The following is a 16,116-nucleotide window of genomic DNA, read 5'->3' as shown; positions in this document are numbered from 1 at the left end:
TATTAACTCGTAACCATTTCTTCATAACGTGCTAAAAGAAAGCTTAAGCGCTCCGATGAGTCTTTAAATGGTTTGGCTCTATAGAGCTTATCTACGGCAACATCTAAATCCTGATGGGCTTGCAATAACTCAGATGGCATAGTGTCTGGGTTATAAAGTTCAGCAAGAGTCTTTCCGGGAAAATCTTCTCGTACAAAGAGGATGTTTTCAGCAAGAGCTTCTATCTCTTTTCTCTGATCATTAGTAACTGAAGGCCATGGAAATGCGTTATAAACAACCGAAGCTGTATATCTATAGTCACTCTTGATTCTTCCGGCGACTAAACGCAGCCAATCGTTATGGGAAAGTGACACTAAGATACCAAACTCATACAGAGTGCCGTTTGGAAGAATACTATTAGCATCGGTAGAAATCACATCTTGATTAAAAAGTCCCATAGGGACATAAGTTCGACGCTCAGAGGAATGCCTAGGGATCAAAATATAACTATCAGGATTGTTCAGATCTCTAAATAAGTGCGACTTCTCAGCAAGCTTTTGTGCACCTTTGTCAGGACTTTTTCTTCTTGTGTCCTCAACTCTTTCCACTCTTTTTATTACTTCTGGCATAGATTGGAGCTCTGCCATAGATATCCCGTCCAACCATAAGCACCAACGCTCTTTAGCATTGATAAACTCGGTAGCACCTAGTGCCTTTTTGATCCACTTAGCTGCATTAGGTTCTTTGCTGATTAACTCTTCCTTTTCTACACCAGTTAAGAACAAATGGCCTCCATCTGTAGGCTTATTACCATAAACTAAGTTAGGTACACCCGATACTAAAGGCGATCTTCTTCCTTGCACAGCTATATTCGAGCCTTCAATGAGATAAGGGCTAATGTTTTTTACCTTTGTAGAATGCCAGTCTCCATCTAACTTTTGATAGATAAACTTATTAAGTTTATCTCCGGAAGCTAGACCTACAATCACTACATGAACAGCCGCTTTATCACGAGCATTATTTGCCCAAGAAAATGCTTGGTAGGCGAGATGAATCGAGGTTCCCAATTCAAAGATGTAAGGCCATATGTTGGCAACTTGTTCGCCTTGGCATAAAGAGTTAGTTGCTACGAGAGCAAGCTCAGACGAAGTACCTGCTATATACTGCGCTCCTTTCCAAAACCAACAAGCGACATAATCCAAATTCCCTAACGATTTAAAACCGGCGAAGACAGCTTTCATATCTTCTTTTTGTTCATCAGTTCGCTCTAAAGTCCCGTGAAAAGGTGGGTTGCCGATAATATAAACTTCATCATCGATTTCCCGTGGACACACTTTTAACCAATTTAATTTGAGGCTATTCCCTCCAACAATATTACCACTAGCTCTAAGAGGCAAAGCTGGTTCAGCTGGACCAATATGTTCTTCCCACTGCTTATTGATTTGATGCTCTGCTAGCCATAAAGAAAGACGTGCTATCTCACAGGCGAAATCATCGATCTCAATACCGTAAAACTGATCCAAATGAATATTGCTGATAAAGAAGCCTTGATCGACCTTCATAAGAGCTTGAATCACTTCAATTTCAAGAAGACGTAACTCTTTGTAAGCGATGATTAGAAAATTGCCCGAGCCACAGGCAGGATCAAATACTTTAATCTCCCCTAATCGAACCAGCAATCGCTTCAATCCGTTAGCACTGTTGCGTTGCTTTTCAAGCTCTGTTCGTAACGGGTCAAGAAACAGAGGTTGAATCACCTTCATGATGTTGCTGTAGGAAGTGTAGTGCTGACCTAGTCGAGCGCGCTGATCAACATCAATAACCGCTTGGAACATACTACCGAAAATATCCGGGTTAATTGCACTCCAGTCTTCTAAGCCACACTCAATGAGAATACGGCGACCCTTTTTACCCAATTCAGGGATAGGCTCGTCGGCTTCAAATAATCCACCATTTACATATGGGAAGTCAGTCAGGTGTTGCGGTAGACGTGAGCGTAAGTCACTGTCTTTAGGGCTGTTTAGAATAGAGAATAGATTGTAAAGAAATTGATCTAAATCGCTGCCATCTTCAGATGTCACACTCTTGATAGCTGAGGTGAACTGCCCCTGCTGCGGGAAGATCCCTGTGTCCTCAGCAAACAAACAAAATAACAAGCGGGTCAGGAAGACATTTAAGGCATGGATATCTTCTGGTGTATTGAGATCATTGTGAACGCGAATCAGGTCGAACAACTTACCCATTTTCACAGCCGCTTTTACATCCGCTGGCTTTTCACTATTTAAGATCGCTTTTTCAAGACCAACCAATGGTAAGAAGAAGCTGTAGTTGCGATGAAGAACCTCGAAGTCGATATCTAACCGTTCACTAGTAGCGGTATCCCATGCTAAGAATCGTTCAAAATCGGTAGTTAGAACATAACGAATCTTATTCTTTGCGATCATCGAATCAGAGATGACTTCATCTAGAGCTACATCAATATCTTGATCTTCATCAACCGGAAAGTAATACAGCTTATTTTTCAGTCCGACATGGCCTTCAAGCTTAGCGACGTTGCGATTACCACCTTGGCGGATTTGAGTAATCGTGGCTTTAGGAAATTTGAATGCGGTAAGGAATCCATATATGAATTCACTAGGATCAGATGCTTCAACAAGTAGCTCAAGCTGCTCAAAGATCTTGGCTTGATTGACGGCCATGTTTTTTCCTTGGTAAGGGGACTCTAGTAATGGGATAGAGTATATCCTTGAAAACCACATGGCACATTGATTTACTTACAATATTTAGCTTTAGGGGAAAACATGTTCTTTGAGTGTGCGGGAAAGAACTTCGACATAGGTAGCATGAGATATACCCCTTTCTGCTGGAACTATTTCATAGATACAAATGCCGACACCTAAATGCCTAGACTTAGGGTTTTCTCCTATCAGAAATATATGAAAAGTAGCTTTCGAAATCATTTCGATTAAACAGCTCTTCCTCTGTAACAGAGTCAATTACCTTTTCTGATGTTATCTCGTAAGTACCATCTAGTTCGTTCATCAACGTTTCTATGACGTGACAAGCTTTATCTAGTTGCCTTTCATTCTTCTTAAGCTGAGAGCGAAGCTCCGAAAGCTCACTTCTAGTATAAGTTTCAGCTTGTGGGGGTTGCATTGTCGCGACAGCTTTACTTCGAACTTCCCGCATATCAACCAAAAGTAGCTTTATTTCGTCCTCTTTCTCGGCTAGTTCAGCAGTTTTTTCAACAAGTTTACTCTCCAGATCTGTGATGAGCTTATTTTGCTGACGCAGCTTCAAATCTTTCTTCATATTCTTAGCCGCGACTTTCTTTGAGCTACCGGCAGCGATATAGTCGTCAATCAGAGTTTTGTAATGGGAGCCAGCCCTTCTTAGTGTCGAGCTATCAATATGCTCCCCATGCTCAGCCATTTTTATAGCAAGGTACTCTGAGAGTTTTCTAGCTGATTTAAACTGAGAGTTAGATTTCACGAGCTCGGTTAATATCGCCTTAACCATTTCTGCCCTGCGATTAGCTAAAGATACTTTATTTTCGATTAAACCCACCATAGTGTCTTATTCTTCCTCCAATAGAAGTAGCTTAAGTTTTTCGCTATTAGTTATACCTTGCAGATCAGACTTAAGATTGAACACTTGCGCAACATACTCGATATCAGACATTACATCACATTCTGCATGACTATCCTTTGCTTTAAGTTGAATCTTTCTTCTAAGCCTCAATGCTTGCAGCTTCAGTTTTTCGCTGTGCAATTTTGGGATACCCTCCGTCTCCCTTAGCCTTAGGCATAGCCGCGCTTGTTCGCTGGCTTCTGCCGGATTGAACGTGCGCATGATTTCCAACCCTTCTTTCGAGACGTAGTAAATTTCTCCATTTTTTCCGCTCTCTTCAGCAATAGCTCTTCTTGCCTCCCAATAAGATGCCTCCGCTATCAAGTCGGCCCGCTGGTTCTCAAGTTCATCCTTCTCTGTTTCGAGCATATCGAAGTGTTCTAGATACGTATTCTTTGTTTTTATTTGGTCACATAGCGAACGAATCGTCGCCACGATTGCAGGAAGATGATTGTTCGTAACGACAGCTAGAGGGCAAGCAAAGCACTTTTTTTCTCCAATTTCGTTGATGACTTTTTTCGGACAATCCCCGCTCACGGGACATATATGCGTTCGATAATATGCAATGCAATTTGGAGTAGCTTTGTTTAACTCCATCAGGCCATTTAGCTGCACTTCACCGTCATCAGTGGCCCCAAAATTAACTGAACGCGCATTGTATTTATTTACAGTTGCAGTTGGTGATTCCTTAAGATCATCCTCAAAACTTGCTTGATCGACTTCAGCCTCTTTGACTGTGACTAAATCTATTGGAGTTGTTGATTTATCTATAGATAGATACTCAATCACTTCGTTAATAAAGTCTTTAGAAGCACTATCGGGCAATTCCTTTGTATAATAGCCGACAGTTTCTTCTGATTGCCCTGACATTAGCTTACCAACCACGTCTGCGCCCAGAATTGGTGCGAATATACTGTCAGACATAGTTCGTAAGGAATGTGGACTAATTTGAGTTTTCTTTGCGATAGGAACAAAAGAAGCTGCTTCATGAACATCCCAGTAATCGACCGCTATCTCACAATGTCTAGTATCGAAATTAATATCGTTTACCAAGTGAACAAATTCATCTAATTGGTAATGCAATTGTGGCGCATACAAAGTCGTCGGCTGAAACTCGATAGCATTTCGAGACAGGAATGCTTCATACTCATTAATTATCTCATTAAAATAATGACGACACGCCACCTCATCATGCTTGTTTTTGATTCGAAAAAGAGGAGAAATCTTCCCCCATTTAGAGTCCTCATAGCCCTTATAAGGAATCGCTTCGCCCAAAGTGGGATTTGATTCTACGAAAGCTTTTTTGGTTACGGACACTTTCTGCAACATCGCCATAATTTCTGAAGTCAGGACAATAGGGAACGGTTCCGTCTTAGCTTTATCAGTTGAGACAAGAAGTGTTTGAAATGCTTGGTCCTCAGTCGTAACCAGACTAAAGCACTCACGATCGTCTAACCAAAGAGCGTTCGCCCTCCTTAAGCCCGAATGCAACAGTAACGTCATCATAGCCCAAGGTATAAAATCCGTAATATAGACGTTTAGGTCCTTAACTCCATTTAGTCCTCTCTGCTCCTCTCTCTTGATGAGCTTTACTTTTTTAAAAGACTCTAATGATACCCTCCCTATATTCATTGGAGAGTCACCTTCTATATTGACGTCTTGGCAAACGTTTATGTAATCCTTTGAGTCTTGGCCAGTCTTAAAATCATTGGCAACTTCGTCTAACATTTGATTAGTGATTAACTTACAGAACGAACGCAAACCTAGCCAATAATTCAAACTAAAAACATATTTCCTATTTTTGGCGTATCTTTTTCCGACCTTTTTCTTAGCGCTTCCATCAAGGGGATTTTTGAAATCTTTGACTAGATCCGAGTCCAAAGCTGCAAGGAAATCGAAGAAGCTACTAATAACAGCTAGAGCATCTCTGCCACTATTGTTATTTTTAGTATTTAACTTACTAGCAGAGGCAGTCATATCATATACAAACTGCTGAAGCGGAACTGGGTACTGGAAGTTTTCTGTAAACTTATCTCGATTCTCAACCTCATAGACATTACTTCTTTGCACAAACAGACTATGGATTAGCTGATTCGGAGACGCTGGGTAAGTAAACGAACCTGAAAGACCAGATTTAAAATAAGCTGGTAGGTAAGAGAATAGGTATTTGTTTAGTATGCTTAAACGACTATTCTTTTGTTTGACGGTTCCTGATTCACCTGACGTTGAACGTATAAAATCCTGTTGAGCTGCAATCCAGATATTATTCTGGTCAAGTTTTTCAGAGTGAAATGCAGCATCGGTACCTGATGTATCAGACCAGTAACCATAATCCAAAACTACTTTTCTATCGTTTGAAGGAACTCTAACCTCTTTGACATTTTGAACATTGGCACCAATATAACTGATACATTTCGACGATGATGAATCATATACCTGAACATTCTTTTGTGGTTTAGTCTTTTGAATAGCAGCTCTTTGCCGAGTGAATTCATCATAAAAGCTGCTACTCGATATTGCTCCCGCCATAACAAGAAAATCAAACGCAGGTCTTAGATTGTATGCAGCAGGAGAGCCTTGGTAGTATTCCATGAGGTCATCGTGATAGCTCAATAGACACTCTAACGAAATATCACTCACCGAGGTGATTCCATTCGCTACAATAATATCTGCGATTCTCCTGAATGCCTCACCTAATTTATCTATAGACAAGACCTCTGCGTCTATAAACCTTAAATAGCTTTCTTTAAAAAAACTCGTCTGTATATGATCTTGAAGCTCTTTGTGGCGATTGACAGAGGCACCAATCCAAAAGTCTACGGCTAATGGGGGAACAAATTGTCGGAGTGCTGAAGCACTAATCCGTTCAGCGGCTTTCACTGATTTAGGGTGTGAGCCAACCAAACAATTTAACCTAACCACGTTTTTCATCGCCAAAAAGCTTACAAACAGCCTAAAATTATGCAGACGGTTTTGAGTATCGTTAACCCTAACAGTTGTTTGTAAAGGAATTAATGTTTCAAGCTCATCTCGATACTCTGAAGTTTTTACTTTCATTCCACGTTTCTCCCTAATAAGGAGAGACTCCCCCGCTTCTAGAAAAGCTTTTATCTCGTTTAGATCTCGATGAGAAACCCTTTCAAGAGCAGTTATAAGATCATCACAACCATCGCTGGCAGAACGAAATTTCCTCTCATATTCACTAGGATAGGACTCTAAGCAGTACATTTTTAGTTTCGGCTTAAACTCGCTTAATAGCTGCCTAAATTTCTCGGCGTCGAAGGCTTCTAAATAGATCACAGACAATCACTCTCGCTAACTAGATTTGTTAAACTCGCTTCAGTCATCCCCTCGTAGAAGGATACTTCTCTTTGCTTAAGAAGGTTATTAGTCTGAGCCAACGCTCTTTTCATTTTACTAATATCCTCTTTTGCATAAATTTTTGTACTTTTCAGCGCCGAATGCCTCATGAAGTGCTTAACCTCCTCCAAGGTATAACCAAACCTCTGTATTCCCCGTCTGTCATAACTTGGGGCAAAGTTCAGCATATACATAGCGTAAAAATGCCTCATAGAGTGCGTCTTCAATTTTTTAAACATCTCGTCGGTCAAATTGGCCCGCTTTAGATTTGATTCCCAAGCATCCTTTATCGTACTTTGGCTCGATCGATAATAAGGCTGATACACAAAATGTCCGCTGACGACGTTTCTAATACCGCGACTCTGCAAAAATATGTATTCTGATTCACTGTCTGGTCTTTCATTTTCTAAATAGAGTCTTAACTCTTCAAAAAAGAAGGATTTGAAAGGTTCAACCAAATGAACAGTAAAGTGTTCAATCGACTTTCCGCTAACAGTCTTATAGTCAATGTTTTCCAGATAGCTGATCGTACCCTTGTCATGAAGCTTTACTTCCTCGTTGATGACGTCAACATCGCAAAACCTAATTGACGTAGCTTCCGACATCCGCAGCCCCCCACCAAAGCACAGTGCGTACATCGCCCTGTCTCGATGGAATTTAGTATTTAGTAGAAATGAACCAATATGTTCAATAGGAAAATGTTTCTCTTTCTTACTCTTAGTTTCTGGTGGCAACCTAAAAAAATTCTTGATTTTAGATACTTTTGCACCGCCAGATATACACGAGGCCAAGTAAGAGTTCTCAATGAGAGATTTACGCTCTTTAAAGCTTAGCTCCCTCATAGCCCCAAGCTCATGAGCAACGGATGTAAGATTTTGATCAACTTCAAGAAGCCCATCTAATCTTTTCTGCTGTCGTAAGCTGTGTTCAAGAGCATTTGATGCACCGACGAACTCACACATGCTTGATATCATGCGTTTAGCAGATGTTCTTTGGAGTGGTGATGCATCTAAGTTATGAGCGCATAGTTTCGCTAAAGCGTTTTTGGATTCTTTAGCGTCAAGTAGATACGATGGATAAGCATTAAAAATTAGTGTAAGTGCACTTCTTAACTGCTGACTCGCTGATAGGGCGCGATTTTTCTGAATCTCTAACTGGTAGTCGGTTGAATGCAGAACATGAGACGCCTCGATGAAATAGTCATAGAATTTCGCCAAATCAGACGCCTTTGACTTCACCGTATTATAAGGCTGACTAGATAGAATCATGTTGTTTACATGCTCTTCTAATTCAATAATGGGGCCAGTGGTCTTGGATAAGAATGAATAAAAAACCACTCCGTCAGGAGTAGATAGCTCTCTCTTTACAATATTCTTCGTCTTTCTAACCATTTCCCTATTGCACCAAAAATAAACTCACTCATTATATATACATTACACCAGATTATGGGTTTTGGTGCAATGGGTGGGTAAATTAATGATACTTAACAAAATAGAGGAAAAGATTATCTGAGTTACGTCGCTAAAAACGAAAAAAGCCAGTATCTAAACTAATAGATACTGGCTTATCGAAAGTGGCACGCCCTGTAGGATTCGAACCTACGACCACATCCTTCATCACACTATAGCTTTCGCTACCACCTATAAAAGGCTTTGTGCGCTGGACTATCCCTTTACCATAGCTTTAAAAGCTTTAGGTAGACGCCGTCTAGTCTCTACACCTTCCCAATAAAACTGGGCTTGGCTCGGGATTGCCAACTCGTTAAAGTAAGGTTTCCCCGAATTTGACGTCTTACACTCTTATCGTTTCCAAAAAGAGGCCCAACTTGAATGCTAGAAAAATCTAGCCAATTAGAAGGGACGTGCTCTATCCAGCTGAGCTAAGGGCGCTTTATTTTGTTTCTCAACTATATCTAGCTAAAAAACGAAATTCAAACTTTTAGTAACGCTTCATTGCACCAATAATGATAACAATAATGCCTTTTAGCCTGCTTAGTTCAATACACCAGATTTAACCTAATATAAGAACCTACGACCACATCCTTAGAAGGGACGTGCTCTATCCAGCTGAGCTAAGGGCGCGCTACAGGGACAGGATTATACGAGTTCGAGCTGCTAAAACAAGGGCTTTTCTTAACATTCTGATCTGAATGACTAAAAAAAGGCCACCGAACCCTATTTTGATTAAAATCACCACAAAGCAAACGTTTGCTTATAGATGTTCGTCAAATAATTTGCGACAATGCGCTGCAAATAAGTCGCCATTCATTTCTTAAGGAAAGTCATGACAGCTCAAAATATCGATGGAACTCTTATTTCACAAACTGTTCGTTCAGAAGTTGCTGCACGTGTTAAAGCACGTAAAGAGGCAGGGCTACGAGCTCCAGGCCTAGCAGTTGTACTTGTTGGTGAAGACCCAGCGTCACAGGTTTATGTGGGTAGCAAGCGCCGCGCTTGTGAAGAAGTTGGCTTTGTTTCTAAGTCATTTGACCTTCCTGCGACGACAACGGAAGAAGAACTGCTTGCTCTGATTGATGAGCTAAATAACGACGCAGAGATTGACGGTATCTTGGTTCAGTTACCACTTCCTGCTGGCATCGATGCGACTCACGTGTTGGAGCGTATTCACCCAGAGAAAGACGTTGACGGTTTCCACCCTTACAACGTAGGTCGTCTGGCGCAGCGTATTCCTAAGCTACGTTCATGTACGCCAAAAGGTATCATCACCCTACTTGACCGTTACAACATTGAGCTTCGCGGTAAGCACGCTGTTGTGGTTGGCGCTTCGAACATTGTTGGCCGCCCAATGACTCTTGAGTTGTTGCTAGCAGGCTGTACAACCACAACCTGTCACCGCTTCACTAAAGATCTTGAAAGCCACGTTCGTCAGGCAGACGTTGTTGTGGTTGCGGTAGGTAAGCCTAACTTTATTCCGGGTAACTGGATCAAAGAAGGCGCAATCGTGGTCGATGTAGGTATTAACCGCCTTGAGTCAGGCAAGCTGGTTGGTGACGTTGAATACGATAAAGCCAAAGAGAGCGCAAGCTTCATTACCCCAGTACCTGGTGGGGTAGGCCCAATGACGGTTGCTAGCCTGATTGAGAACACAATGCTTGCGTGTGAGCAGTTTCATACGAAGAAGAAATAGAAGCGAGAAGCGAGAAGCGAGAAGCGAGAAGCGAGAAGCGAGAAGCGAGAAGCGAGAAGCGAGAAGCGAGAAGCGAGAAGCGAGAAGCGAGAAGCGAGAAGCGAGAAGCGAGAAGCGAGAAAATCTTGGAAGGGTTGACAGTGCATGTCAACCCTTTTCTTTAATTCAGACGATTAGCTTCTAACTAGAACCAGCGCTGCCTGCAACTTTCGGCTCGCTCACCACAAGCTCCTCTCGAAGGACGAAGTCCGTTCTAAATTCTCGTAGGACGAAGTCCGTTCTCGAAGCGCAGCGTTCTAATTTCTCGACTCTCGGAGCGAAGCGTTCTAGCCTCTCCGCTCTCGTCTCTTAAAGACTCAAAATCACACCTGCAATCGAAGCACTCATCAGGTTTGCCATAACACCTGCGGCAATCGCTCTGAAGCCATACTTAGAGATAAACGGACGCTTCTCTGGTACCAGGCTTCCTAAGCCACCGATTAACATTGCCATGGTAGAGATGTTCGCAAAGCCACACAGAGCAAATGTTACGATTGCTTGTGAGTGCTCACTAAGTTGGTCTTTCACTTCCATCAACTGAATAAACGCGACAAACTCGTTAACGACGATTTTGTTACCAATCAGAGAACCCGCAGTAATCGCTTCATTCCATGGGATACCCAGTAGCCATGCAATTGGAGCGAACAAGTAGCCCAGAATCAGCTCGAAGCTCAAAGGCATACCAATAAGGTCACCGAACCAGCCAAGCATACCGTTCAGCATTGCGATAACACTGACAAAAGCCAACAGTGTTGCACCTACAGCAACAGCAATACGCAGACCCGACATCGCACCATCTGCCATCGCTTCTACCACATTGGTTGCGCGTGGCATGTCAGCATTGTCCAGCTCAGTATTTGCATCAATAGTTTCAGTTTCTGGCAACAGGATCTTCGCCATTAGCAAACCCGCAGGTGCTGACATGAACGCCGCCGCGATCAGAAAGTTTAGATCGACGCCCAGTGATGCGTAACCAACCAAAGTTCCACCAGCAACCGAGGCTAAACCACCGGTCATTACAGCAAAGAACTGCGAATCAGACATCTGCTTAAGGTATGGCTTCACCACGAGTGGCGCTTCAATCATACCAACAAAGATATTCGCCGTAGCTGATAACGATTCTGCACGGCCAATACCCAGTAACTTCTGTAAACCACCACCAATAAGGTTAATCACCTTCGGCATCAGACCAATATGGTAAAGACCAGAGATCAACGCCGAGAAGAAGATGATGATGCCCAGTACGTTAATAGCAAAAGTAAACCCACCCGTCGCTAAACCACCAAACAGAAAAGCAATCCCCTCCTGACCATAGTTGATCAGGTTAGATACCGCACCGGTGACACTGTTCAGAGCGTCTTTGCCAGCAGGTACATAAAGGACCAGTAGAGCAAAAGTGATCTGCAAAGCAAACGCCAGTGAGACAGTTTTGTAATTGATGTTTTTTCTGTTGGTAGAGAGCAACCAAGCTGTGAATAGAATGGCGATAATGCCAAGAATTGAGTTCATAAAATGAATCCGACATAAGGGGGAACAAGATTGGCGCCGGAGTGTAGTCAGATAAAAATGAGATGCAAATCACAGTTGTTAACTGGATGTGTTTTGCAGTGGTCAAAACGCCACCACCAAAATAAACCACTGATTTTTATAAAGATAAACGTTTGCTTAAAATCATTATTTCCAAATAGAAAGGATGTTTACGATTCTGGAAAAAGTAAAATGGGTTCAGCGCCCGATTACGGACGCTGAATGTAAGGCTGTAATTTTTGGTCCCAATGACACGGGCTGCCGATTTTTTGTTTGATGAAATCGATAACCGCACTGGTTTTCTTTGGCAGAAACCGGCGGCTGGGGTAAACCGCATAAAACGGCATGCTCTGAGACGCTCGCCACTCAGGCAATAGCTGAATCAACTGGCCATTTTTGAACTCATCACCTATCAGGTAAGTAGCAAGATAGGCAATTCCCCACCCCGCTACCGCGGCATCGCGAACCGCTTCAGCTAAATCAACTGAATAATTGCCAGAGACCTTGACGCTCAGTTGTTCTTCTCTGTTCGAAAATGCCCAACGGGTATAGTCACGCTCCCAACTGCGGTATATAAGGCAGTTATGTTCACTGAGCTGATTTGGATGCGTTGGCACCTCCTGCTTAACCAGATAATCCGGAGACGCGGCGACAACAAACTGAGAGTCCGCCAGACGCTGCGCAACATAACCTTCTGGCAGGTGCTCATTATTGGTGATCCAGAGATCGAGCCCTTCCTCCAGCATATCGACTTTGTAGTCAAACAGGTGAACCTCAACCTGTAAGTTGGGATATTTCTGACGAAGCTCATCGATTGCCGGAATGATATGCAGAGTCCCAAAAGATTGCGAAAGGCCAATTTTGACCAGCCCTGCTACCTCATCACGCTGGCTCTCCACCTCAAGCTGCGCTTCACCAACAATAGTGACCAACTGAGCACAGTGATGGTAAAAATGCAGCCCTGCCTCAGTAGGAGTAAAACTGCGCGTGGTACGTTGAACCAGCTTGATACCCAGCGAAGATTCAAGCTGCGCCAGTTGTTTACTGACATGGGAAACCGAGACCCCTAAACTCTTCGCCGCTTGAGTAAAGTTCTTATGTTTAAGTAAGGCAGCAAACACCACCATTTGTGCAGCACGTTCTGAAAGCACAGTAACTCCAAAAGAAAAAGGAGCTCATTGAGCTCCTTTTGTACCAAATTGATTCACTACAAAGTAATTCTGTCAGCCAGATGACTGACGGCCAGTGCAAAGTAGTAAGAGCGATTCCACTTCATCAATACATTGTAGTTGTTGTAGACCAGATAAACGCGACCGTTAGCGTCATCAGGGGCGATCAACCATGCCTTAATATCTTGATCAAGTTGCGGTAGCGGTCGACCATCATAACGAGTCACACCGAGTTTGTTCCACTCCTGAAGGTATTTGCCTTTCTCTTCGCTACGACCCTGAATACTGGTATCAAACCCTTGCGGTAGCTTGACCTGACGTCCCCAGGTATAACTGTCATCCCAACCAGATTGGCTCAGATAGTTAGCCGCTGAAGCAAATACATCGGCCTCGCTATTCCAGATATCCTTCTTGCCATCACCACTACCATCAGCGGCAAAAGCTAAGAAAGAGCTTGGCATAAACTGACACTGCCCCATTGCGCCAGCCCAGGACCCTTTAAAGTCCTCAACCGCAATATGACCCTGTTCAAGAATCTGCAGCGCCGCCATGGTCTCTTTACGGAAAAAGTCTTCACGACGACCGTCATAAGCCATCGTCGATAGCGCATCAATAACCCGGTAGTTGCCGGTAAACTTACCGAAGTTACTCTCAACACCCCACAGTGCGACGATAAAGCGAGGCTGTACGCCGTATGCGTCGCCAATCTCCTTCAAGTCAGCATAGTGTTTTTGATAAAGAGACTTAGCCTGCTTCACCTTCCAGTCAGGAACAGCGCGAGGGATATACTCATCTAGGGTGAGTTTTTTCTCAGGCTGATTCTTATCGGCTTTCACCGCACGCGGTTTGTGGGTGACATTATCGAACGCTTGCTCAATAACCAACTCAGAAATACCGTTTTGACGAGCTTCATCTTTCAAGCCCTCAACGTATTCCTCAAAGCTAACCTCATTAGCAAGCACAGATGAGGCGAGCGTTAACCCTAGAGCGACTGACATTAGTTTTTTCACATTGCCCTCCTTGAGCAACATAATTCAACTGTCCAAATATAATTTTATTCTTCTTCAGACTGCTGACGAGCTTGTTTTTGCTCTTTGTATTCGTCGAGTAAATTTTTTGGTGGTGGCGGTAACTGTAGGAAGAAACCATCATCTTTCATTGATTGCTTCACTTTCTCTACGTCAACCTGAGCCAAAGTACGGCCTTCTAATTTGACCACCATAACCATAATAGGTTTGCCAAACATCTGCATTAATGTGTCAGGAACTTGTGAAAAATCATCCTTCTTAGGGATATATAAGTAAGCGCCTTCTTTTTTAGAACTTTTGTAAATTGCACAAAGCATTGGAAGCCTTTTATCGGTTTAATTCATGGAACGTCAATGTTTCGCTATTTTTTACAGCAAAACGGTCAATTGAGCGCAAGATAACTTGCTGAGCTTATTCTGGGAATATAACATGACACCCCTAGTCTCAGGCAACGCCCTTAAGAGGTTGTACGTAAAAGATGTCAAATACTCCAGACCTAAAAGGCAGTAGCTTTACTTTGTCAGTTTTGCACCTTTCTGACAACAATGTAGATAAAACTATTCATTTCTTACAAGAAAAGGTCGAGCAAGCTCCTGCTTTCTTCGCACACGCGCCCGTTGTTATCAACATCGCGAAAGTAGAGGGTGACCTTGATTTTGTGAGACTAAAACAAGGCATCTCCCAAGCGGGGATGATCCCTGTCGGCGTTACAGGCTGCAAAGACAAACGTACTCAAAATCTCGCATCTGAAGCAGATTTTGCTGTAATGTCAGCTAGCAAATCTCCTACTCAGGCACCTGCCAAAATGAGCGCGACAAAAATTGTACGCACTCCGGTTCGCTCCGGGCAACAAATATATGCCAAGGACAGCGATCTTGTTGTACTCAATCATGTTAGCGAAGGAGCTGAGGTCATTGCAGATGGCTCTATCCATATTCACGGCACATTACGTGGTCGTGCGATTGCTGGCGCAAGTGGCAACACAGGCGCGGTGATCATCTGCAATAAGCTCAATGCCGAATTAATGTCGATTGCCGGACACTACTGGCTCACTGAGCAGTTCTCCGAAGAGTTCTGGCAACAAAAAGTTATGTTCAGTTTGAACGACGACTCACTCAAGTTCGAGTTGTTAACGATTTAATTTAATAAGGAACACATAATGGCACGCGTTATTGTTGTCACTTCAGGTAAAGGCGGGGTCGGTAAAACGACTTCAAGCGCTGCTATCGCTTCAGGCCTTGCTGTTAAAGGAAAGAAAACCGCAGTAATCGATTTCGATATCGGTCTGCGTAACCTGGATTTGATCATGGGTTGCGAGCGTCGCGTTGTTTACGATTTCGTCAACGTTATCAACGGCGAAGCGACTCTTAACCAGGCGATGATCAAAGATAAGCGCACTGATAATCTCTACATTCTGCCAGCTTCTCAAACACGTGATAAAGATGCACTGACCAAAGAAGGTGTGCGCCGCGTTCTGGATGAACTGGACGAAATGGGTTTCGACTTTGTTATCTGTGATTCGCCTGCTGGCATCGAGCAAGGTGCTCTAATGGCACTATACTTTGCAGATGAAGCGATTGTTACTACTAACCCAGAAGTCTCTTCTGTACGCGATTCTGACCGCATTCTTGGCATTCTCGATTCAAAGTCTCGCCGCGCAGAAGAAGGTCTGGAACCAGTGAAGCAACACCTGCTGCTGACTCGTTACAACCCGGCACGCGTTACTCAGGGTGAAATGCTTAGCGTAGAAGATGTAGAAGAGATCCTACACATCTCACTTCTGGGCGTGATTCCAGAAAGCCAGGCCGTTCTTAATGCTTCAAACAAAGGCGTACCGGTTATTTTTGATGACCAATCAGATGCGGGTATGGCTTACGACGATACGGTTGAGCGTCTGCTTGGCCAGCAAGTGGATTTCCGCTTCCTGACCGAACAGAAGAAAGGGATTTTCAAACGACTTTTCGGAGGTTAAATGTCATTACTAGAGTTTTTCCGTCCACAGAAAAAAAGCTCAGCAAACTTAGCGAAAGAGCGCCTGCAGATCATCGTCGCGGAACGTCGCAGTCAGGGTGACCCTGCACCGTCATACCTACCTCAGCTAAAGGAAGACATCCTGAAAGTGATCGGTAAGTACGTCGCCGTCGACCCATCGATGGTAGACCTCTCTTTTGAGCATAAAGATGACGATATTTCAGTGTTGGAGCTGAATGTTAAGTTGCCAGAAGACGAGAAATAGC

General features: G+C 43.3%; 12 protein-coding genes. 4 read left to right on the top strand and 8 right to left on the bottom strand.

Annotated features, from left to right (window positions below; genetic code table 11):
* Window positions 1-2 precede the first annotated feature (2 nt).
* The 4 genes from RH46_RS18140 to RH46_RS18125 form a co-directional block, all read right to left on the bottom strand.
* On the bottom strand, window positions 3-2,678 hold the full coding sequence (locus RH46_RS18140) for a class I SAM-dependent DNA methyltransferase (protein WP_006880977.1): 2,676 nt from the start codon (window positions 2,676-2,678) through the stop codon (window positions 3-5).
* Window positions 2,679-2,889: 211 nt separating this feature from the next.
* Window positions 2,890-3,549 carry a hypothetical protein gene (locus RH46_RS18135; protein ID WP_006880976.1) on the bottom strand — a complete coding sequence of 220 codons (660 nt, stop codon included), beginning with the start codon at window positions 3,547-3,549 and terminating at the stop codon, window positions 2,890-2,892.
* A 6-nt stretch (window positions 3,550-3,555) separates the two neighbouring features.
* Entirely contained in the window at window positions 3,556-6,666 is a 3,111-nt protein-coding gene (locus tag RH46_RS18130; protein ID WP_138922176.1) for a hypothetical protein, read from the bottom strand.
* Between the two features lie 239 nt (window positions 6,667-6,905).
* Window positions 6,906-8,360 (bottom strand): tyrosine-type recombinase/integrase, encoded by a 1,455-nt coding sequence (locus tag RH46_RS18125; RefSeq protein WP_006880974.1) that lies wholly within the window; start codon window positions 8,358-8,360, stop codon window positions 6,906-6,908.
* An 892-nt stretch (window positions 8,361-9,252) separates the two neighbouring features.
* On the opposite strand from RH46_RS18125, the gene folD reads away from it, so the two are divergent.
* Window positions 9,253-10,116: a bifunctional methylenetetrahydrofolate dehydrogenase/methenyltetrahydrofolate cyclohydrolase FolD gene (gene folD, locus RH46_RS18115; protein ID WP_006880973.1), complete on the top strand. Its 864-nt coding sequence runs from the start codon at window positions 9,253-9,255 to the stop codon at window positions 10,114-10,116.
* A gap of 348 nt (window positions 10,117-10,464) precedes the next feature.
* Here the strand turns inward: folD and RH46_RS18110 are convergent, their stop codons facing one another.
* From RH46_RS18110 to RH46_RS18095, 4 genes are all read right to left on the bottom strand, one after another.
* Window positions 10,465-11,664 carry a NupC/NupG family nucleoside CNT transporter gene (locus RH46_RS18110; RefSeq protein ID WP_006880972.1) on the bottom strand — a complete coding sequence of 400 codons (1,200 nt, stop codon included), beginning with the start codon at window positions 11,662-11,664 and terminating at the stop codon, window positions 10,465-10,467.
* Window positions 11,665-11,891: 227 nt separating this feature from the next.
* A complete protein-coding gene (locus RH46_RS18105; protein WP_006880971.1) occupies window positions 11,892-12,833 on the bottom strand; it encodes a LysR family transcriptional regulator in 942 nt (313 codons plus the stop codon).
* Between the two features lie 56 nt (window positions 12,834-12,889).
* Window positions 12,890-13,861, bottom strand: a complete 972-nt coding sequence (locus RH46_RS18100; RefSeq protein ID WP_006880970.1) for a lytic murein transglycosylase — start codon at window positions 13,859-13,861, stop codon at window positions 12,890-12,892.
* Window positions 13,862-13,905: 44 nt separating this feature from the next.
* Window positions 13,906-14,196, bottom strand: coding sequence for a YcgL domain-containing protein (locus RH46_RS18095; RefSeq protein WP_006880969.1), 291 nt, complete (start codon window positions 14,194-14,196; stop codon window positions 13,906-13,908).
* A 161-nt stretch (window positions 14,197-14,357) separates the two neighbouring features.
* Here RH46_RS18095 and minC point away from each other — a divergent pair, with 161 nt between their 5' ends.
* From minC to minE, 3 genes are read left to right on the top strand one after another with little or no spacing between them, the layout of a single operon-like run.
* The gene (gene minC / locus RH46_RS18090; RefSeq protein WP_006880968.1) at window positions 14,358-15,020 is read left to right on the top strand and encodes a septum site-determining protein MinC; all 663 of its coding nucleotides are present in this window, start codon (window positions 14,358-14,360) and stop codon (window positions 15,018-15,020) included.
* Between the two features lie 18 nt (window positions 15,021-15,038).
* Window positions 15,039-15,851, top strand: a complete 813-nt coding sequence (gene minD / locus RH46_RS18085; RefSeq protein WP_006880967.1) for a septum site-determining protein MinD — start codon at window positions 15,039-15,041, stop codon at window positions 15,849-15,851.
* Window positions 15,852-16,115, top strand: coding sequence for a cell division topological specificity factor MinE (gene minE / locus RH46_RS18080; protein WP_005473399.1), 264 nt, complete (start codon window positions 15,852-15,854; stop codon window positions 16,113-16,115).
* Window position 16,116: the final 1 nt, after the last annotated feature.

Origin of the sequence: Vibrio brasiliensis LMG 20546 (assembly GCF_000189255.1) — a bacterium.
In the GTDB taxonomy this organism is placed as follows: domain Bacteria; phylum Pseudomonadota; class Gammaproteobacteria; order Enterobacterales; family Vibrionaceae; genus Vibrio; species Vibrio brasiliensis.
The sequence above is the reverse complement of the archived record's forward strand: the minus strand, read 5'-3'. Positions and strand labels throughout refer to the sequence as shown.

Bases quoted from the DNA above. Each gene is read 5' to 3' on its own strand.
- RH46_RS18110 (WP_006880972.1), bottom strand. From the start codon at position 11,664: ATGAACTCAATTCTTGGCATTATCGCCATTCTATTCACAGCTTGGTTG.
- RH46_RS18125 (WP_006880974.1), bottom strand. From the start codon at position 8,360: ATGGTTAGAAAGACGAAGAATATTGTAAAGAGAGAGCTATCTACTCCT.
- minC (WP_006880968.1), top strand. From the start codon at position 14,358: ATGTCAAATACTCCAGACCTAAAAGGCAGTAGCTTTACTTTGTCAGTT.
- folD (WP_006880973.1), top strand. From the start codon at position 9,253: ATGACAGCTCAAAATATCGATGGAACTCTTATTTCACAAACTGTTCGT.
- RH46_RS18140 (WP_006880977.1), bottom strand. From the start codon at position 2,678: ATGGCCGTCAATCAAGCCAAGATCTTTGAGCAGCTTGAGCTACTTGTT.
- minE (WP_005473399.1), top strand. From the start codon at position 15,852: ATGTCATTACTAGAGTTTTTCCGTCCACAGAAAAAAAGCTCAGCAAAC.
- RH46_RS18135 (WP_006880976.1), bottom strand. From the start codon at position 3,549: ATGGTGGGTTTAATCGAAAATAAAGTATCTTTAGCTAATCGCAGGGCA.
- minD (WP_006880967.1), top strand. From the start codon at position 15,039: ATGGCACGCGTTATTGTTGTCACTTCAGGTAAAGGCGGGGTCGGTAAA.
- RH46_RS18130 (WP_138922176.1), bottom strand. From the start codon at position 6,666: ATGAAAGTAAAAACTTCAGAGTATCGAGATGAGCTTGAAACATTAATT.
- RH46_RS18095 (WP_006880969.1), bottom strand. From the start codon at position 14,196: ATGCTTTGTGCAATTTACAAAAGTTCTAAAAAAGAAGGCGCTTACTTA.